20 protein-coding genes are annotated in these 18,724 nt (G+C 61.1%); 13 read left to right on the top strand and 7 right to left on the bottom strand.

From position 1 onward, the window contains the following. Position 1: 1 nt before the first annotated feature. On the bottom strand, positions 2-352 hold the full coding sequence (locus ABVN20_RS21995) for a hypothetical protein (protein WP_368557860.1): 351 nt from the start codon (positions 350-352) through the stop codon (positions 2-4). A 185-nt stretch (positions 353-537) separates the two neighbouring features. Between ABVN20_RS21995 and ABVN20_RS21990 the strand changes: the two genes are divergently transcribed. Continuing rightward, positions 538-1,383 carry a Ku protein gene (locus ABVN20_RS21990; RefSeq protein WP_368557859.1) on the top strand — a complete coding sequence of 282 codons (846 nt, stop codon included), beginning with the start codon at positions 538-540 and terminating at the stop codon, positions 1,381-1,383. 102 nt (positions 1,384-1,485) lie between these two features. Here ABVN20_RS21990 and lpxO read toward each other — a convergent pair whose 3' ends face one another. Next, positions 1,486-2,385 (bottom strand): lipid A hydroxylase LpxO, encoded by a 900-nt coding sequence (lpxO, locus tag ABVN20_RS21985; protein WP_368557858.1) that lies wholly within the window; start codon positions 2,383-2,385, stop codon positions 1,486-1,488. Positions 2,386-2,694: 309 nt separating this feature from the next. Here lpxO and ABVN20_RS21980 point away from each other — a divergent pair, with 309 nt between their 5' ends. Further along, positions 2,695-4,281 (top strand): ABC-F family ATPase, encoded by a 1,587-nt coding sequence (locus ABVN20_RS21980; RefSeq protein WP_368557857.1) that lies wholly within the window; start codon positions 2,695-2,697, stop codon positions 4,279-4,281. Positions 4,282-4,639: 358 nt separating this feature from the next. Further along, a complete protein-coding gene (locus ABVN20_RS21975) occupies positions 4,640-5,827 on the top strand; it encodes an MFS transporter (protein ID WP_368557856.1) in 1,188 nt (395 codons plus the stop codon). Positions 5,828-5,962: 135 nt separating this feature from the next. Here ABVN20_RS21975 and ABVN20_RS21970 read toward each other — a convergent pair whose 3' ends face one another. Together ABVN20_RS21970 and ABVN20_RS21965 are read right to left on the bottom strand one after the other, a co-directional pair. Further along, a complete protein-coding gene (locus ABVN20_RS21970; protein ID WP_368557855.1) occupies positions 5,963-7,000 on the bottom strand; it encodes an alpha/beta hydrolase family protein in 1,038 nt (345 codons plus the stop codon). 169 nt (positions 7,001-7,169) lie between these two features. Beyond that, positions 7,170-7,781: an FMN-dependent NADH-azoreductase gene (locus ABVN20_RS21965; RefSeq protein WP_368557854.1), complete on the bottom strand. Its 612-nt coding sequence runs from the start codon at positions 7,779-7,781 to the stop codon at positions 7,170-7,172. 129 nt (positions 7,782-7,910) lie between these two features. Between ABVN20_RS21965 and ABVN20_RS21960 the strand changes: the two genes are divergently transcribed. From ABVN20_RS21960 to ABVN20_RS21950, 3 genes are all read left to right on the top strand, one after another. Further along, a complete protein-coding gene (locus ABVN20_RS21960; protein ID WP_368557853.1) occupies positions 7,911-8,819 on the top strand; it encodes a LysR substrate-binding domain-containing protein in 909 nt (302 codons plus the stop codon). Between the two features lie 136 nt (positions 8,820-8,955). Then, a complete protein-coding gene (gene cynS / locus ABVN20_RS21955; RefSeq protein WP_368557852.1) occupies positions 8,956-9,423 on the top strand; it encodes a cyanase in 468 nt (155 codons plus the stop codon). An 84-nt stretch (positions 9,424-9,507) separates the two neighbouring features. Continuing rightward, positions 9,508-10,170, top strand: a complete 663-nt coding sequence (locus tag ABVN20_RS21950; protein ID WP_368557851.1) for a carbonic anhydrase — start codon at positions 9,508-9,510, stop codon at positions 10,168-10,170. A gap of 21 nt (positions 10,171-10,191) precedes the next feature. On the opposite strand, the gene cynR is transcribed toward ABVN20_RS21950, so the two are convergent. After that, entirely contained in the window at positions 10,192-11,091 is a 900-nt protein-coding gene (gene cynR, locus ABVN20_RS21945) for a transcriptional regulator CynR (RefSeq protein ID WP_368557850.1), read from the bottom strand. A 134-nt stretch (positions 11,092-11,225) separates the two neighbouring features. Between cynR and ABVN20_RS21940 the strand changes: the two genes are divergently transcribed. Next, positions 11,226-11,582: an MmcQ/YjbR family DNA-binding protein gene (locus ABVN20_RS21940; protein ID WP_368557849.1), complete on the top strand. Its 357-nt coding sequence runs from the start codon at positions 11,226-11,228 to the stop codon at positions 11,580-11,582. 12 nt (positions 11,583-11,594) lie between these two features. On the opposite strand, the gene ABVN20_RS21935 is transcribed toward ABVN20_RS21940, so the two are convergent. Both ABVN20_RS21935 and ABVN20_RS21930 read right to left on the bottom strand, forming a co-directional pair. Next, the gene (locus ABVN20_RS21935) at positions 11,595-12,029 is read right to left on the bottom strand and encodes a DUF1294 domain-containing protein (RefSeq protein WP_368557848.1); all 435 of its coding nucleotides are present in this window, start codon (positions 12,027-12,029) and stop codon (positions 11,595-11,597) included. After that, complete coding sequence (locus ABVN20_RS21930; protein ID WP_368557847.1) at positions 12,029-12,856, bottom strand: undecaprenyl-diphosphate phosphatase; 828 nt, start codon at positions 12,854-12,856, stop codon at positions 12,029-12,031. The genes ABVN20_RS21935 and ABVN20_RS21930 overlap by 1 nt, the downstream gene beginning before the upstream one ends. A gap of 296 nt (positions 12,857-13,152) precedes the next feature. Here ABVN20_RS21930 and ABVN20_RS21925 point away from each other — a divergent pair, with 296 nt between their 5' ends. From ABVN20_RS21925 to ABVN20_RS21900, 6 genes are all read left to right on the top strand, one after another. Beyond that, positions 13,153-14,787 carry a methyl-accepting chemotaxis protein gene (locus ABVN20_RS21925; RefSeq protein WP_368557846.1) on the top strand — a complete coding sequence of 545 codons (1,635 nt, stop codon included), beginning with the start codon at positions 13,153-13,155 and terminating at the stop codon, positions 14,785-14,787. Between the two features lie 114 nt (positions 14,788-14,901). Continuing rightward, the gene (gene pnuC / locus ABVN20_RS21920) at positions 14,902-15,465 is read left to right on the top strand and encodes a nicotinamide riboside transporter PnuC (RefSeq protein WP_368557845.1); all 564 of its coding nucleotides are present in this window, start codon (positions 14,902-14,904) and stop codon (positions 15,463-15,465) included. Further along, positions 15,462-15,986: an AAA family ATPase gene (locus tag ABVN20_RS21915; RefSeq protein WP_368557844.1), complete on the top strand. Its 525-nt coding sequence runs from the start codon at positions 15,462-15,464 to the stop codon at positions 15,984-15,986. The genes pnuC and ABVN20_RS21915 overlap by 4 nt, the downstream gene beginning before the upstream one ends. A gap of 333 nt (positions 15,987-16,319) precedes the next feature. Further along, entirely contained in the window at positions 16,320-16,760 is a 441-nt protein-coding gene (locus ABVN20_RS21910; RefSeq protein ID WP_368557843.1) for a hypothetical protein, read from the top strand. Between the two features lies 1 nt (position 16,761). After that, positions 16,762-17,334, top strand: a complete 573-nt coding sequence (locus ABVN20_RS21905; RefSeq protein WP_368557842.1) for an adhesin — start codon at positions 16,762-16,764, stop codon at positions 17,332-17,334. A gap of 50 nt (positions 17,335-17,384) precedes the next feature. Then, entirely contained in the window at positions 17,385-18,677 is a 1,293-nt protein-coding gene (locus ABVN20_RS21900) for a heme utilization protein (protein WP_368557841.1), read from the top strand. Positions 18,678-18,724 lie beyond the last annotated feature (47 nt).

The raw sequence follows: 18,724 nt of genomic DNA, 5'->3' as shown, positions 1-18,724 counted from the left end.
ATTAACGGGTGTTCGCATCGCGAGATGGCGGGTTGGGGATGAATTTCGGTGGGCTGGCAGGGACGGTGCGATCCTGCGGGTAACGGTTGCCTATGCCGCCATTGTCCAGCGTCGGCGGCCGGGGCACCGGCACGGTATTGGGCCCGCGAATCGTCGGCGCACTGGGCTGGGTGCCCTGCATGCTGTTGGGGTTGGCCCGGCGAATCGGGCTGTTGTAGGGGTTGCTGGTGGCTCCCGTGGGGCTTTGGGCCAGCAACACCGGGTTGGCGGGCGATGGGACTTGCGCCTGGGCGAGCGTGCTCAGTGCGCCAGTCAATGCCATCGCCACGAGGCCAAGCGCAAATCGGTTCATGGGACGCCTCGCTACGTGATAAAGCCTTCGATATCACGCTACGCCCAGGGTTCGCTTTTGTTAACCCAAACCTTGCCGGCAACATGTAACACGAAGTTGAGCCCCCGGCCGGCCCGAGCTGCACGCCGCTGAAACTTTTGCGCCGGGCCGCGGGTCACCTGATCATCACTCGCGAGTAGACGACCATGGCACGGGCAATCTGGAAAGGCGCAATCAGTTTCGGGCTGGTGCATATCCCCGTGGCGCTGGTCTCGGCGACGTCCTCCCAGGGCGTGGATTTCGACTGGCTGGACAGCCGCAGCATGGACCCTGTGGGCTACAAACGCGTCAACAAGGTGACCGGCAAGGAAGTCACCAAGGAACACATCGTCAAGGGTGTGCAATATGAAAAGGGTCGCTACGTGGTGCTCAGCGAGGAGGAAATCAAATCCGCGCACCCGCTGTCGACCCAGACCATCGACATCTTTTCCTTCGTCGACAGCGACCAGATCCCTCTGCAGAACATCGACACGCCCTACTACCTCGCCCCGGACAAACGCGGCGGCAAGGTCTATGCGTTGCTGCGCGAAACCCTGAGCAAAACCAACAAGGTCGCCCTCGCCCATGTGGTGCTGCACACCCGCCAGCATCTGGCGGCGCTGATGCCGCTGGACTCGGCGATGGTCCTGGTGATGCTGCGCTGGCCCGCCGAAGTACGCAGCCTGGACACCCTGGAACTGGGCAGCGACGTGACCAAGCCGACCCTGGCCAAGGGCGAACTGGACATGGCCAAGCGCCTGGTGCAGGACATGAGCGGCGACTGGAACCCTGAGGATTACCGCGACAGTTTCGAAGACAAGATCATGGCCCTGGTGGAGAAAAAGGCCCATGAAGGCAAGATCGAGGATGTGGAGACCGCCACTGGCGAGGAAGAGCGCAAGACGGCGGATGTGATCGACTTGACCGAGTTGCTCAAGCGTAGTTTGGGGGGTAAGGCGGCCAAGCCGGCGGCGAAAGCCAAGCCTGCGGCCAAGAAAGCGAGTAAGCGGTGAGCTTCAGGGCCTCATCGCGGGCAAGCCCGCTCCTACAGTGAGTTACGTCCCCCTGTAGGAGCGGGCTTGCCCGCGATGGGGCCATCACAAACACAACAACACTCAAATCAGAATAAATAAAGCCAACAACCCAGCAAAAATCGCCCACTTCTCCAGGTAATACAGCTTGCGATTCCGCTTCTTCAGCGCCTTGCCCCGCAGCCGAATCTTGTAGATCCGCGCAAACAACCGGTTGAGCCCACCCGTACGGTCGCCGACATCATTCGGCGCACCCGCCGCCGACATCACGTTGCGGCTGAACCAGCCGTTGAACGCCGCCGCCCAGCGGTACTTCATCGGCCGCTCGATGTCGCAGAACAGGATGATGCGGTTCTGCTCGGTGGTGTTTTCCGCGTAATGAATGAAGGTTTCATCGAACATCACCGCCTCGCCATCACGCCAGTGATAGCTCTCGCCATCGACGTTGATGTAGCAGCCGGCATCGTTCGGCGTCTCCAGGCCCAGGTGATAGCGGTAGGAACCGGCGTACGGGTCGCGGTGGCGCACCAGCTTGGAGCCCGGTGGCAACTCGGCAAACATCGCCGCCTTGATCGAGCCGATGCTCTGCACCAGTTCGGTGGTGCGCGGGCAGAGTTTCATCGCCGACGGGTGGCTGTCGCCGTACCACTTGAGGTAGAAGCGCTTCCAGCCGGTCTTGAAGAACGAGTTGAAACCCACGTCGTCGTACTGGTTCGAGCGCTTGATCTCACCGGCGCGCAGCAGGTTCTGCCCTTCGGCGCGGATTTCTTCCCAATGTGCCTGCAACGGGCTCAGGTCCGGGAACTCGGCCGGATCGAGGAACGGCGTGTTGGGCTTTTTCGAGAACAGGTAAAGAAAGCAGTTGATCGGCGCCAGAAACGACGAGTGGTCGCTCAATTGGCGGCCCAGCTTGTGGCGCACGCGCCCGCGCAGGTGCACGTAGGCAATCGAGACAATATAGATAGCGGCAATGATGAGTTTCACGGAATCGTCACACGTCAAAAGTGAACAAACTGCGTCCGCGCCTGTCGGCACCAGTCGAAGCCGCATTTTAGCCACTATTTGTAACCAATAGTTAACCTGTAAATGCGAAAATATCGCTGTTGATACTGCCAATTCGCCTGTCGGCCTCAACGCCCTATCGTTCGGAGCGCCAGACCAGTACAATCGCCGCCAAACTTTGCGCCCTCTTTGGCTGACGACGGGAATGTCCCCGGTTTTCAGCGCACTTCGACTCGGGCCAAGCGCGGTACTGCCGCACCCTGGCCACTGAATGCTTCACAGGAAAAACCCTTGATTTCTACAGCTAACATCACGATGCAGTTCGGCGCCAAGCCGCTGTTCGAAAACGTTTCGGTCAAGTTCAACAACGGCAACCGTTACGGCCTGATCGGCGCCAACGGTTGCGGCAAGTCGACCTTCATGAAGATCCTCGGTGACGACCTCGAGCCGTCCGGCGGCCAGGTCATGCTGGAGCCGAACGTGCGCCTGGGTAAACTGCGCCAGGACCAGTTCGCCTACGAAGAATTCACCGTGATCGACACCGTGATCATGGGCCACGAAGAGCTGTGGAAGGTCAAGGCCGAGCGCGACCGCATCTACTCGCTGCCGGAAATGAGCGAAGAAGACGGCATGGCCGTGGCCGAGCTGGAAACCGAATTCGCCGAAATGGACGGCTACACCGCCGAATCCCGTGCCGGTGAGCTGCTGCTGGGCCTGGGTATTCCGCTGGAACAGCACTTTGGCCCGATGACCGAAGTCGCACCGGGCTGGAAGCTGCGTGTATTGCTGGCCCAGGCGCTGTTCTCCGATCCGGAAGTGCTGTTGCTCGACGAACCGACCAACCACCTGGACATCAACACCATTCGCTGGCTGGAAACGATTCTTACGGCGCGTAACAGCACCATGATCATCATTTCCCACGACCGGCACTTCCTCAACAGTGTCTGCACCCACATGGCCGACCTGGACTACGGCGAGCTGCGCCTGTTCCCGGGCAACTACGACGAGTACATGACCGCGGCGACCCAGTCCCGCGAGCAACTGCTGTCGGACAACGCCAAGAAGAAAGCGCAGATTTCCGAGCTGCAATCGTTCGTCAGCCGCTTCTCGGCCAACGCCTCGAAAGCCAAGCAGGCCACCTCCCGCGCCAAGCAGATCGACAAGATCCAGCTGGCCGAGGTCAAGCCTTCGAGCCGTGTGAGCCCGTTCATCCGTTTCGAACAGACCAAGAAGCTGCACCGCCAGGCCGTGACCATCGAGCAGATGTCCAAGGGCTTCGAAGGCAAGACCCTGTTCCAGAACTTCAGCTTCACCGTCGAGGCTGGCGAGCGCGTGGCGATCATCGGCCCGAACGGTATCGGCAAGACCACCCTGCTGCGCACCCTGATGGGTGAACTGACGCCGGACGCCGGTTCCGTGAAATGGACCGAAAGCGCGGAGCTGGGCTACTACGCCCAGGACCATGCCCATGACTTCGAAGATGACGTCAGCCTGTTCGACTGGATGGGCCAATGGACCCAGGGCGAGCAGATGATTCGCGGCACCCTGGGCCGCATGCTGTTCTCCAACGACGAGATTCTCAAGTCGGTCAAGGTGATCTCCGGTGGTGAGCAAGGCCGCATGCTGTTCGGCAAGCTGATCCTGCAAAAGCCGAACGTGCTGGTGATGGACGAACCGACCAACCACCTGGACATGGAATCCATCGAAGCGCTGAACCTGGCGCTGGAGAACTACCCGGGCACGCTGATCTTCGTCAGCCACGACCGTGAGTTCGTCTCGTCCCTGGCCACCCGCATCATCGAACTGAGCCCGAACGGCGTGACCGACTTCAGCGGTACCTATGACGATTACCTGCGTAGTCAGGGTGTGGTGTTCTAAGAGCAGCCATTAGCTGCAAGCGGCAAGTTGAAAGCCCCGTCCATGTGACGGGGCTTTTTTATATCTACCTGTTGTGAAGCTCTTCCCTGTGGGAGCGAGCCTGCTCGCGATGGTCGCCAACGATAACGCGGGGCATCAGAAAGCCCGCGGTGCCTGGGATTGCATCGCGAGCAGGCTCGCTCCCACAAGATCTGCGGCTTGCCCGTATTTTCTGTGCACCCTGTAACACTGTGGGATGTGCATTCCCATAGAGGGTTGCAGAGGAATCAATTGCAGGAAATATAGTTAGCCTGCTTTCATTTATTCGACACCCGCGCCATGATGCAGCTCTCCCACCGCCGCCCGCGAACGAGCCCTCATGTCTGCGCAGCAACTGCCACCGCAAAGCTCCATGGCGATCACCCTGCAGATCGTCTCCATCGTTTTCTACACCTTCATCGCCTTCCTCTGCATCGGTTTGCCGATTGCGGTGTTGCCGGGTTATGTCCATGAGCAACTGGGCTTCAGCGCGGTCGTGGCCGGGTTGACCATCGGTTCGCAATACCTGGCTACCCTGCTCAGCCGGCCGATGGCCGGGCGCATGTCGGACACCGTGGGCACCAAGCGCGCGATCATCTATGGCTTGAGCGGCATTGTGTTGAGTGGCGTGCTGACGTTGCTGTCGACCCTGCTGCAAAGTTTTCCGCTGACCAGCCTGCTGATCCTGATCGCCGGGCGCCTGCTGCTCGGTATCGCCCAGGGGCTGATCGGGGTGGGCACCATCAGTTGGTGCATGGGCCAGGTCGGTGCCGAGCACACGGCGCGTTCGATCTCGTGGAACGGCATCGCCTCCTACGGTGCCATCGCCATTGGCGCACCGCTAGGCGTGGTGATGGTGGCCGAATACGGCTTCGCCAGCCTCGGCATCGCCTTGTCCCTGCTGGCCGCGCTGGCGCTGCTGCTGATCCGCAACAAGCCTTCGGTGCCGGTGGTGCGCGGTGAGCGGCTGCCGTTCTGGGCGGTGTTCGGGCGCATCGCGCCGTTCGGTGCGAGCCTGAGCCTGGCGTCGATCGGCTATGGCACCCTGACCACCTTCATCACCCTGTATTACGTCAGCCGCGGCTGGACCGGCGCCGCGTACTGCCTGACGGTCTTCGGCATCTGCTTCATCCTCGCACGCCTGCTGTTCATTTCCAGCATCAGCCGCTTCGGTGGCTTCAGCTCGGCGATTGCCTGCATGACCATCGAAACCGTGGGCCTGGTGTTGCTGTGGCTGGCGCCTTCGACCGGTTTCGCCCTGCTCGGCGCCGCCCTGACCGGCTTCGGCCTGTCGCTGGTGTACCCGGCCCTGGGCGTGGAGGCGATCAAGCAGGTACCGAACTCCAGCCGCGGTGCCGGTTTGAGTGCTTATGCGGTGTTCTTCGACCTGGCACTGGCGATCGCCGGCCCGCTGATGGGCGCGGTGGCGCTGAACCTGGGCTATTCGTGGATTTTCTTCAGCGCGGCGCTGTTGTCCGTCAGCGGCCTGGCCTTGACCCTGTTGCTCAAACGCCGCGCGGGAGTCTGAGCATCGCGCCCCCCCTTGTGGGAGCGAGCCTGCTCGCGATGCAATCTCAGACACCGCGGGCATCCTGACGCCCCGGGTCATCGTTGACGACCATCGCGAGCAGGCTCGCTCCCACAGTGGTTTCAAGCAACTAGCTTATTGGTCGGCGGTCTGCATGCCGGCGCGGGTCGGCCGGCCCAGGGTCCGGGAGAAGAACCGCCCGGCTTCCGAGATCATGTTGCGGTGAATGTCTTCACGATCGACGCCATCGGCATCGGTGCACAACGCCGGCATGGCGATGATCTGCTCTTCGTTGCACGGCGCCATGAACACGAAGTGCCCTGCCCCGGCCAGCAACTTGAAGTCCGGCGCGGTCGGTAACTTGCGCGCCAGTGCCGCGGCGTTTTTATCGAAAGCCACCAGCTTGTCGCCATCGCCGCTGTACAGCAGCACCGGCACGTGCACGTCGGCCAGGGTATGCCGACCGAATTTCAGGCTCAGCGGCGCCATCAACAGCAGCGCATGAACCCGTGGATCGGCAACCGGTTGCAGGTCATCCCGATCGACGATCAGTTCGCCCTGGGTGTTGCAGGCATCGTGGTCGTCCGGACGTTCCTGGCAATAACGACGCAGACGATCCAGGTCCGGGGTCGCCCCGGACAGGATCAACGCCGTCTCCCCGCCCGCCGAATAACCGATCACCCCGACCTGCTCGGCGTTGACGAACGGCGCGAGCATGCGGTCGCCCAAGGTCGCGGTGATGGCTTCGGAAATCTGGATCGGCCGACCATAGAGGTTGCTCATGGTGCCCAGGCGACTGTGGTCCCTGGAGTTGTCGCCGGGGTGAATCACCGCCACCACCACGAACCCCTTGCGCGCCAGCGACGTGGCCAGGTCATGCAAGGCCAGCGGAGTGCCGGTGTTGCCGTGGGACAGCATCAACATGGGGAAACGGCCAATGGCGACGCGGGTATCTTCGCCCGCCTCCACTGTGTAGCCCTCCAGCTTGCTGACGTGTTCGCGGTCGCTGGACGGATAGAACGCGATGGCCCGCATCGGTTGCAGGTCCAGCGGGTCGAGAAAGCTCATTTCGTGGAAGCCGACGCTCCAGTGAGGGTGCGGCGCAGGCGCTGCGTGCACTGAATTCAGGCTGCTGAGCAGGCAAATCAGTAACGCTGCACTAAGACGCATCATGGGCTACCCCCACTTTTCTAATTTTGGCCATATAGGGCGCAATTCTGCATATCCCGGGCCAGCGCACGAAGCAATCAGAAACAAAAAACTCCGCATCTGATACTTGCGTAATCAGAATACAGAGTTTTCTGGGGTGTTGCCTGAGCAGATTTACATCTTTACGCAAGCCTTACGCGGCGGCGAACAGTTGCTCGCTGATCTGCGTGTGGGCGTCGCTCATGGCTTTGCCGCGCACTTCGTCACCGTAGGCCAGGCCGTGGGCGCGGACGAATTCGATGTCAGTGATGCCGAGGAAGCCGAACATCACCTTCAAGTATTCTTCGTGGGCCACACCGGTGGCCTGACCGAGGTGCAAACCGCCGGACGTCGAGACGATTACCACTTTCTTGTTACCGCACAGGCCTTCAGGGCCGGCTTCGGTGTAACGGAACGTCTGGCCGGCAACGGCGATGCGGTCGATCCAGGCTTTCAACTGGGTCGGAATGGTGAAGTTGTACATCGGCGCGGCGATGACCACGGCGTCAGCGGCAAGGAATTCGGCCAGGGTTTGCGCGCTCAGGTCGGCTTCGTGCTGTTGCGCGGCGTCACGCAGTTCGGCGGTGGTGCCGGCGGCGACCAGGGTATTGGCCGAGAAGTGGCTGATGGCGTCGCTGGCCAGGTCGCGATAAGTCACCACGGCGCTCGGCTCGGCGGTTTGCCAGGCTTTGACGACTTCGCTGCTCAGCTGACGGGAAGCCGAGTTGTCACCCAGAATGCTTGAGTCGATATGCAGCAGTTTCATGTGGAATCTCCAGTTGAGGACCGCGACTGGGCGATCTGATGGAGAGAATCCTACAATCGAATCCAATAGCTGATTAGTCCGTGACAATGCGATAGTTTGTCCCACTGATAGAACAATCGAGCGATCACCATGCAAGACCTCAATGACCTCTTCTATTTTGCCAAGGTGGTCGAAGCCGGTGGCTTCGCGGCGGCTGGGCGCGCTCTGGGCATCCCCAAGTCGCGACTGTCGCGGCGGATTGCCGAACTGGAAGAACGCCTGGGCGCGCGCCTGCTGCAACGCACCACGCGCCAACTGAAGCTGACCGCCGTGGGCGAGCGCTACCTGCGCCATTGCCAAGCGATGCTGCTGGAAGCCGAGATGGCCGATGAAGCCGTAGCCAGCATGTCCAGCGAACCCCGTGGGCGCCTGCGGGTGTCCAGCCCCGTGGGCCTGGCCCATGAAATGCTGCCAGGGGTGATCAGCCGTTTTCTCGAAAAATACCCGCAAGTGCAACTGGACGTGATGCTGGTCAACCGGCGCGTGGACCTGGTGACCGAGGGCGTCGATGTCGCCCTGCGGGTGCGTGAACCGGGCGATGAAGACCCGCTACTGGTCACCCGCCGGCTGCGCCAGGCGCAGATGCTGATGGTCGCCAGCGCCGGTTTTCTCAACGGCCGCCAGGTCAATCATCCCGATGACCTCAAGGGTCTGCCGGTACTCGGCGCCCCCGAAGCCGACCGCCAGGTGCACATCCGCATGCTCGATCAGCAGGGCAAGAGCCACGAAATCGCCCTGGAACCGCGCCTGGGCATCGACGACTTCATCGTGCGCAAGACCTGCGCGCTGGCGGGCCAGGGCTTCACCATGCTGCCGATGATGTACTGCGAGGAAGAACTGCAGAGCGGCGTGCTGGTGCAGTTGCTGCCCGACTGGTCGCTGCCCGGTGGCTGGTTGCAGGCGGTGTACCCGCATCGGCGCGGGGTGATGCCGGCCGTTCGCGCCTGGCTCGACCACCTGATCGAGTCGTTCAATGCCTGCGGGGACCGATTGATTTAGCCAGGGGCACGCCCACTGCATCTATAGGCAGTACTTATGCATTGGATTGCATATCGGTCTTGGACGCTATCGGGAAAACGGCAGAGGATGGCTTCAAACCAGCCATACCCCTAGCCCGCTCGAGAGGAAAGACACCATGCAACAGTCCCACGCCTACAACGACACCAGCCTTGAACTGACCGCCCGGATCCTTGACGCCAAGGCGCGCAAAAAACTGTCCTTCGAGGACCTGGTCGAAGGCACCGGCCTTGGCCTGGCCTACGTCACCGCCGCCCTGCTCGGCCAACACCCGCTGCCGGAAAGCGCGGCCAAAGTGATCGGCGAAAAACTCGACCTGGACGCCGACCTGGTCGCCCGCCTGCAAATCATCCCGCTGCGCGGCAGCCTGTCCGGCGTCCCGACCGATCCGACCATTTACCGCTTCTACGAAATGATCCAGATCTACGGCACCACGCTCAAGGCTCTGGTCCATGAGCAGTTCGGCGACGGCATCATCAGCGCCATCAACTTCAAGCTGGACATGAAAAAGGTCGAAGACCCGGAAGGCGGCCACCGCGCCGTGATCACCCTCGACGGCAAGTTCCTGCCCCTGCGTCCGTTCTGATCGCGACCGTCACTGTCACAAGGCCCGCGCCCTGCGGGCCTGCTCCGCCCAACGTCCTGACCACCTCACTCGAAGGCAAACACCATGAAGGCGCTCATCGAAGGCTTTTTGAAATTCCGCAACGAGGCATTTGCACAGCGCACAGACCTGTTCAAACACCTGGCCACCACCCAACAGCCCGGCACACTGTTCATCACCTGCTCTGACAGCCGGGTGGTGCCGGAGCTCCTGACCCAGCAGGAGCCGGGCGAGCTGTTCGTGATCCGCAACGCTGGCAACATCGTGCCGTCCTACAGCCCTCACCCCGGTGGCGTGTCCGCCACGGTCGAGTACGCCGTGGCCGTACTGGGCGTCACCGACATCGTGATCTGCGGCCATTCCGATTGCGGCGCCATGACGGCGGTCGCCAAGTGCACCTGCATGAATCACCTGCCGGCGGTGGCCGCCTGGTTGCAGCATGCCGAGTCCGCCAAGGTCATCAACGAATCGCGCCCTCACGCCGATGAAGCGGCCAAGGTCAGTTCGATGGTCCGGGAAAACGTCATTGCACAACTGGCCAACATCCAGACCCACCCAAGCGTGCGACTGGCGCAGGAAAAAGGCCTGATCAACCTGCATGGCTGGGTGTATGACATCGGCACCGGCTCGATCGACGCCCTGGACGCCGACCTGCGTACCTTCAATTCCCTGATCAAACAGCCAGGCACCTGTGCCGTGCGAGCCCGTGCAGCCAAGGCCGTCGCTTGAGCGACGGTGAATGACCGGCGCTTACCGCGCAGCCCTGTCGCCCACCATCGTCGTCCCCGACATCAAATCGACAAAAGCCCTGGAAGCGGCGCTGTGGTAGTTGTTCTTGCGCCGCAACAACGCGGCGCCGCGTTGCGGGCCTTTGTCCACCAGCGCGATCTTGCGCAGGGCTCGATCTTCGGTGGCGATGGGCTCCGGCAGGATGGTGGCGACTTTCGTGTGGGTCATGACTTCCAGCAAGGTGCTCACCGAGTTGACCTCGATGACCACGTTGGGCGTGATCTGCGCCTGGGCAAAGTACTCGTCGATGCAGGTACGGGTCACGAAGTCCGGCGTCAGCAGCGCGAATTCGAGCCCCGCCAGTTGTTGCGCGGTCAACGGCACCTGACAGTCGTACAGCGGGTGATCGCGCCCGACCATCAATCCCAGGGTTTCGGTGAAGGCCGGAATCGCTTCGATGTCCGGGTTCCTGACTTGGTCGAAGGCGATCGCGATGTCCAGCGAGTCATCGGCCAGCCCGGTTTCGATGTCGGTCATCGAGCATTCGACAATCTGCAGATGGATGTTGGGATACAGCGCCCGGTAATCCCGCACCAGCGGACCGACCAGATAAGCCATGAACGTCGGCGTCATGGCCAGGCGCAGCGTGCCCCGGGACAGATCCTTGACATCGTGCAAGGCCCGCTTGCCCGCCGCCAGCTCCACCAGCACGCGGCGCGCGCAGGCGATGTAGGCCTCGCCCGCATCGGTGGCTTTGACCGTGCGCGAGGTGCGGTCGAACAACACCACGCCGAGCGTGTCTTCCAGTTGACGGATCTGTTGTGACAGCGTGGGTTGGGAAACATGCAGCACCTGCGCGGCACGGGTAAACCCGCCGTTGTCCGCGACAGCCAGCAAATAGCGCAAATGTCGTAGCAGCATGGAAACTCTCCTTCTATAGGCACTGCTTATACATTGCATTTGAAGCGGCAAAAACCATTAGCATCAGCCACACGCCTGCGCCGGCGAATCAGCCGCGCAGCGCACCGAACTTTTAATCACTGGGAACAATGGATATGAAGGCTGGACGCATGAGCGAAGCGGACGTCGCGCAATTTTGCCTGGCCCTGCCGGGCGCGCGGGAAGATTACAAATGGGGTGGCGTGCGGGTGTTTTCGATTGCCGGCAACAAGATGTTCGCCCTGCAGAATCTGCGGGGCGAATCCCTGGCGTTCAAGGTCGACAAAGACCTGTTCCTCGGCCATTGCGATCGTCCCGGCATTCATCCCGCGCCTTACCTGGCACGGGCCCAGTGGGTCATCATGCAGACGCCCTACCCACTGGGCACCGAGGAACTGCAAGGGTTGTTGCAGCGCTCCCATCAACTGGTGGTGAGCAAGTTGCCCAAACGCACCCAGGTGGGGCTGCTTTAACGCCGCCATTGATCAGCGCAACAACCAGCCGACTGACGACGCCGAGAGAAATAGCTGATCAATCCAGAACACCTGATGCAACACCACGATGCTCCAGAACAGCACTTGAAACGACACTTTGCGTGTCTTGTGCCGGAAGACCTGCTGGGCCAGCAAGGCGCCTGGCCAGCCGCCGGCGAATTCCACGGCATGCAGCACGTTCTCTGGCGTACGCCAGCTGTTCGTGCGCGCCTTGTGCTTGTCGCGCCAATAAAGGAAGAACGCCAGCACGCTGACTGCGCCGTAGGCTGCCAGGGGCACCCACGAAATCCCCCGCAGCACGAACGACACGGAACCTGCCAGCGGCAGCGCGCACACCAGGGCGAACACCAGCAGCTTGAGCCGCGGGTGCTGCATCTGCCCTCCCGAGGAACGTCCGGGAGAGCGGCGCGCGCGGCCGTCACTCATTACTTGGCCGCCGTCCAGTCCACCCAGCCGAACTGCCAGGTGGCCAGGATCACCAGGCCGAATGCAATGCGGTACCAGGCGAAGACCGCGTAGCTGTGGCTGCCGATGAATTTGAGCAACGCCCGCACGGCAATCATCGCGAAAATGAACGCGGTAACGAAACCGATGGCAAATACCGGCAGGTCGGCAGGCTCGAACAGGTGGCGGTACTTGAACCCCGAGTACACCGCTGCCGCAACCATGGTGGGCATGGCGAGGAAAAACGAGAACTCGGTGGCGGTCTTGCGCGACAGGCCGAACAACAGGCCGCCGATGATGGTGGCCCCGGACCGCGAGGTCCCCGGGATCATCGCCAGGCACTGGGCGAAACCGACTTTGAGGGCGTCTTTCCAGGTGATCTGGTCGACGGTTTCGGCGTGGACTTCATGCTGACGCTTTTCCGCCCACAACATGATGATGCCACCCACCACCAGCGCCGCCGCGACGGTGATCGGGTTGAACAGGTAATGGTGGATCAGATCGGAGAAGATCACCCCCAGCACCACCGCCGGCATGAAGGCCACCAGCAGGTTGACAGTAAACCGTTGGGCGCTCGGCTGCGTCGGCAACCCGGTGACCACGTCGAGGATCTTGCGGCGAAATTCCCACACCACCGCCAGGATCGCCCCCAACTGAATGATGATGTTGAACGCGATGGCCCGCTCGCCCCCGAAGTTGAGCAGGTCGGCCACGATGATCTGGTGTCCGGTACTGGAGATCGGCAAAAACTCGGTCAGCCCTTCCACAACCCCAAGAATCAATGCCTGCAAGGCGGTCCAAAAATCCATCAATCCCCCAAGAAGCGATGCCCCCAGGCATGCCCCGATAGTATTTATTACAAAACGTTGACTGTAATCAGCGCCACCGGAAGGCGGCGCGCACAGAATCCGCACGGAGCCATAAAATTTCCGTGAAAAAATCGACGGGGATTCAGGTTTTTCCATGCGGGGCCGAAATCCTATCAGACAAGCCTGAATAACGCTGCCACGTTATTGGACTTGGGTCGGATATGCCCGATCGACAAAGTGTGATGGGATGCTGGCGATCATTTATTACAAAAATAAAACACCGGAGTGACAGTGCTATGAACAGCTTGCGCAGTATGTCGATCAGCCGCCGTTTGTGGCTCATATTGATCGTCGCCGTCATGATGCTTTTGACGCTGGGTGTGCTGATGCTCAAGCAGATTCACGACGACCTCTCTTACGCCAAGGCGCAGAAAACCCAGCATGTGGTACAGACCGCCAGCGGTATTCTGAGCTATTACCACGGCCTGGAAACCTCCGGCACCCTCACCCGCGAAGCGGCGCAGAAGCAGGCACTGAGTGCCGTGCGCGGCCTGCGCTATGACCAGAACGAGTATTTCTGGATCAACGACCTGACCCCGGTGATGATCATGCACCCGGTCAACCAGAAACTGGACGGCCAGAACCTCTCGGCGATCCGCGATCCGGACGGGTTTGCGGTGTTCAACGAAATGGTCGCGCTGGCCAAGGCCAAGGGCGGCGGCGCCATCGACTATCGCTGGCCGAAACCCGGCGCCAGCGAGCCGGTGGAAAAAACCTCCTACGTGCAACTGTTCCAACCCTGGGGCTGGGTGATCGGCTCGGGCGTGTACATCGACGACATGCAGGCCGAGTTTATGGGCCAGGTGTGGAAAGCGTCGGGTGTCGGCCTGGCGATCGCCCTCGTCATGGCCTTGCTGGTGATCCTGATCGCCCGCAGCATCGTGCGCCCCCTGCAGGAAACCGTGAACGCCATGGCCAACATCGCCAGCGGCGAAAGCGACCTGACCCGCAGCCTCGACACCCACGGCCAGGACGAAGTCACGCAACTGGCGCATCACTTCAACGCCTTCACCGCCAAGCTGCGCGGGGTGATCAGTCAACTGCAAGTGTCGGCCGGCGCCCTGGGCCAGTCGTCCAGCGAGCTGGGCAACGATGCCGCCCAGGCCCAGCAGCGCAGCCAGCAGCAATCGCAACAGATGGAACTGGTGGCCACCGCTATTAATGAAGTGACCTACGGCGTGCAGGACGTGGCAAAGAACGCCGAGCAGGCCGCGAGCGAAATGCGCGACGCCGAATCCCAGGCGCAGCAGGGCCAGGTCAACATCGACAGCAGCCTGGAACAGATCGACAAGTTGTCCTCCACCATCGACCAGGCGGTGGAAGTCATCCGTACCCTGGCCACCGAAAGCACCCAGATCGGCAGCGTGCTAGAAGTGATCCGCTCCATTGCCGAGCAGACCAACCTGCTGGCGCTCAATGCCGCCATCGAGGCTGCGCGTGCCGGCGAGCAAGGTCGCGGGTTCGCGGTGGTCGCCGATGAAGTACGCCTGCTGGCGCAACGCACGCAAAAGTCCACGGCCGAGATCCAGTCGATGATCGAGCGCCTGCAAAGCCACTCCGAAGCGGCGGTCAAGGTCATCGGCGACAGCAGCCGCGCCTCCCAGCTGACCATCGAACAGGCCGGCCTCGCCGGGGCGAGCCTGAACGCCATCGGCCAGGCGCTGCGCAACCTCAATGGGCTGAACACTTCCATCGCCAGTGCCACCCTGCAACAGGCGCATGTGGTCGAGGACATCAACCAGAACGTCACCCAGGCTGCCGGGTTGTCCCACAGCACCGCGCTGGCGGCGGAACAGTCGAGCGTGGCCAGCGTGCGGCTCAAGGACTTGAGCGAACAGTTGAACGCCCTGCTCAAGCAGTTCCGCGTTTAAAGCCCTTCCCGCAGCAACGACCACCGTTGCTGCGGGACTTTTCGCGCGCCGGTTCTGTTCGGCGGCGCCTGTCGGTACAATCCGCCCCCTCTTCTTTTCCCCCAGGGTCAGTGCATGTCCGGGCTTGAACTGTTGGCTGCCGTCCTCGGCGTGATCGCCGTGTGGCTCACGGTCAGGCAAAACCCCTGGTGCTGGCCGATCGGCCTGGTCATGGTGCTTCTATATAGCTGGATCTTTTTCGAGGTGAAGCTGTACTCGGACATGCTCCTGCAAGTGATCTATGCCGCGTTGCAACTGTACGGCTGGTGGCAGTGGACGCGCTTCGGTGCAGAACATCAGGGCCGCACCGTCAGCCGGTTGGGTGCGCCGGCGATGGCCTCCGGGTTGGCGCTTGGCGCCCTCGGCAGCCTGCTGCTCGGCGCGGCCATGGCGCACTGGACCGACGCGGCCCAACCCTGGCTGGATGCCGCCCTCACCGCCTTCAGCCTGGTGGCGCAGTTCTGGATGGCGCACAAACGCCTGCAATGCTGGCCGCTGTGGATCGTGCTGGATTGCGTGTTCGTCGGCCTGTTCATTTATAAGGACATGTACCTGACGGCGGCCCTGTATGGCCTGTTTACCCTGCTGGCCATCCAGGGCTGGCGCGCCTGGCGTAGTGATCCGGTGCTCGGCTCATGAAGGTAGTGGTGCTGACGGGGCCGGAATCGAGTGGCAAAAGCTGGCTCTCAGGTGAGATTCACGCCAATTTTGGCGGCATATTGGTCGAAGAGTATGTTCGGCACTTTATCGAGAGAAATGCCCGGGAAACCTGCTACGATGACATTGCATCAATAGCACATGGCCAGCTGGCCTGGGAGGACGAAGCGCGGGCCAAACGACCGCCCCTGCTGATTCTCGATACGCACTTGTTGAGCAACATCCTGTGGAGCCGCGCGTTGTTCAGCGATTGCCCCGACTGGTTGGAGCCAGCACTAATGGCACGTCGCTACGACCTGCACTTGTTGCTGAGCCCCGAGACAGTCGAATGGCACGACGACGGCCAGCGATGCCAACCACAACTGGCAGACCGTCAGGCGTTTTTCCATGACAGTCGCCGCTGGCTGGACCTGCACCAACAGCCTTATCAGGTGGTGCAAGGAGATTGGCAACAGCGCAAGGATGCCGCCTTCATCGCGGTAAAAAACTTGCTGAAGACCTGACCGGGACGCCAAATCCCGGCGCATTTGTCCATTCCTGAAACACTGCGCTTGCCTCAAACCCTTGAGCCAGAGCGTTCGAGGCATTTGTCTCGAAAAATGTTACTCCACTGATACAACCTGCCTGCGACGCCGCTGCTTAGCAATACTGCCCGTATTGACGCGGTTGCGGCGCAGCTTTGTCTCGGTGTTGATACAGATTTTTCCAGCCCTCTCGAACAACTACACCCAAGTCACTGTTTTTACAACAAAAAGCAAAAGCGGCACACCTTCTGCTCTCTACCCCTCGCAACGTTCAATTGGGTTAGCGTTCCATTTACAGAAGGAATTGCCACCGTGGGGATGTTCGATAAACGCTTTGTAAGCCTGATGCTGACCGGAGTCACGTTCGGCTCGATCATCAGCCTGTCTGCTCAGGCAGACAACGGCATCATCGTTATCACACGCGATGTGCAACCCCGCATGGCGACCCGGGCGCCGGTGATTCCCGACCCCAACCCGACGACTGTCAACGCCAACCCCTCGCAGTATGTCCTGCAGCAAACCAACGAATTGAGCGACGGTGAATTCGCCGGCATCGCCAGCGGCTCAGGCATCTCCAGCATGATGAACCTGAACGGCCCTACCAACCTGGGCGGCAACATCAGCACGCAGAACCAACTGGCCAACCAGGCCGGTGGCCGTGCGACCGGCGGTGGCAACGGCATTGCCAACATGGTCAATTCGAGTGTCCAGCAAGGCATGGGCGCGCTGAAAATCATCACGGGAGACCGTTGATATGAATCGCACGCTGCTCATGATCGCCATGTTTTGCAGTGCAACGGCCTTCGCCGGTTCACCGGTGGTGGACACGGCCACCATCGACAACTCCGGCGCGAGCTACTCGGGCAACGTCGGGGTCAACCAGGCCGCTGGCGACCAACAGCAACAGGCCAACGCCCGGGCCTTCGCCATTGGCCGTGATGCCAACGCGACCACGCAGATTCGCCAACGGCTGAACACGGCGCACGACCCCAGGGTCGACGCCACGGCCAGCATCCAGGGCAACTCCTTCACCAATGGCAGCGGCGCACTGGGCGTGAACCAGAGCGCGGGTGCCGGCACTCAGCAAGCCAACGCGCTGCGCATCAGCATCGGTGCGCAGCCACAAAGTCTCGACGACAGCGTCCTCATGCAACAGAACGTGGCGCTGCTCAACAACTCCGGTCCAATTGACTCCGCATCAGGCACTCGCCAGGTCACCACCAGTGATCAGGCTTTCACCGGGAGCCGTGGGGTTATTCAGTTGAACCAGAGCGCAGGGGTGGGAAACCAAATGGCCAACACCTTCAGCGTACGGATCGCGGATTGATCCGAACAGGTAAAAACAACACTTAACCTAAATAAGTACGGAGAATCACCATGAAACCTTCGATGGCACTCAAGCCTCTGGTTTTCGCAATTGCTGCGCTCATGGCTGTTGCTGTACAAGCTGAACAGGGCGATCGTCGTGGCCACGGTAATGGCCATAACCACACTCCTCCTCCTACGAAAATCCTTGTCTCCGCCACGGCAACGGCAACGGACCGGCAAACCAGTACCGGCAACCGCATCCTGAACGAAGGCACCCAGAACTCTGCCGAGATGAGCAGTTCGGCAAGTGGCGCCAGCGGTAACGTGGGTGTCAACGTGGCGGCCGGTAACGGCAACCAACAAGACAACGCGGCTGCCATCGCCAACGCATCCTCGGACTCGAGCCTGGACAACAGCTTCGTGTTCGGCAATGCAACGGCTACTGCCCGAGTCAACCAGTACAGCAACAACAACCGGGTCGACAACTACTCCACCACCAACTCTGGCGTGATGAGCGGCTCGGGTAACGGCGGCAGCGGCAACATGGGCATCAACATTGCCGGTGGCGACCTCAACCAACAGAAAAACACCATGGCCATTGCCAACTCCAATTCGCCATTGGGTAGTGCATCCGCCACTGCTTCTGCCGAACAGAGCGGGCCTGGCCTGACCGTGAACAACCGCGCCAATGCCGATCTTGCCGTGGCAACGTACTCGCTGACCACTACGCTCGCCGGCAGCAAGTCGTACAACAAAGATGTCAGCGGCAGTTCCGAAAGGAACTCTTCGAGCAACTGGGCAGCCAGCGGTTCCAACGCCTTTGACGCCAGCGGCTCGAAATCCCATGACTCCAGCGGCTCGCAAAGCGCTGACTCCGCCTCCACCAGCGCAGCATCCATCACTGCCAACCTGACTGCCGGGATCGAGGGCTCGCGCTCGGTTACCTGGAACAACGGCAACGGTGATCGCACTCGCAGCGCCAGTGGCAACGCGAACGTGACGGCTAACCTCGATGCATCCGTCAACACCGAAACCAGCAACACCAGCAACTCCTCGTACGATAACTCGCACGAATCCTCGTTCACCAAGTCGTTCAGCTCTTCGTACGACAAGTCGGGCGAACAATCGTCCTCTTCGTCGAAAGACTTTGCGAAGAACTACAGCGAAAGCAGCGCGTTTGAGCTGAGCAACACTGTGTCCTATCAGGTTCTCACTCAAGTCGGCTGGCTGAACCCTGTGACCAACACTGCAACCCTGAGTGGTTCGGTGAACGGTGGCAGCGGCAACCTGGGTGTGAACGTGGCGGCTGGCGTGGGCAACCAACAAAGCAACTCGTTGGCCATCTCCAACCAATCGTTCTAACTGCTGAGCCTGGAGGCCCCCTGACGGGGGCCTTTCTCAACGCAACC

The sequence above is a fragment of the Pseudomonas sp. MYb118 genome (assembly GCF_040947875.1).
Classification (GTDB): Bacteria; Pseudomonadota; Gammaproteobacteria; order Pseudomonadales; family Pseudomonadaceae; genus Aquipseudomonas.
Note: the sequence above shows the minus strand (reverse complement) of the source record. Positions and strands in the feature narration are given on the sequence as shown.